Origin of the sequence: Streptomyces noursei, from assembly GCF_001646665.1 — a bacterium.
GTDB classification, from domain to species: Bacteria; Actinomycetota; Actinomycetes; order Streptomycetales; family Streptomycetaceae; genus Streptomyces; species Streptomyces lavendulocolor.
On the sequence record NZ_LWBU01000178.1, the window covers coordinates 1 to 439 of the forward strand.

1 pseudogene is annotated in these 439 nt (G+C 82.5%); it reads left to right on the forward strand.

Annotation, left to right across the window (positions count from 1 at the left end):
* A pseudogene (locus A4V12_RS15095) lies at positions 1–439 on the forward strand (bifunctional 3'-5' exonuclease/DNA polymerase); the annotation flags it as partial.

Genomic DNA, 439 nt, shown 5'->3' on the forward strand with positions numbered 1-439 from the left:
GGGGGGGCGGCGGGGCGCCCCCGGTGCGCCCGGGGCGGCGTGGGCGCGGCGGCGGACCCGCCCCGCCCCACCCACCCCGCCGCTCAGGGCGGCCGAGCCGGGGGCGCACGCCCAGTCGTCCCTGTTCGATCCGCGGCCCACGCTGGACCTGCCGTTCGAGGCCCTTCTGGAGGTGTACGCGGACCAGCAGCGAAGACACGCGGCCGCCGAGCACCCGGGGCGGATGCGGCTGCTGACCGCCGCCGAGTCGGCCGGGATGCTGGTGGCCGCCGAGATGCACCGGGCGGGTCTGCCGTGGCGGGCGGACGTCCACCGGGGGGGGGTGCACGAGCTGCTGGGGGAGCGGGACGCGGGCGGGGGTGAGCCGCGCCGGCTGGCGGGGGTGGCGGGAGGGGGGGCGGCGGGGGTTGGGGGCCGGGGCCGGTCCGGCCTGCCCGGC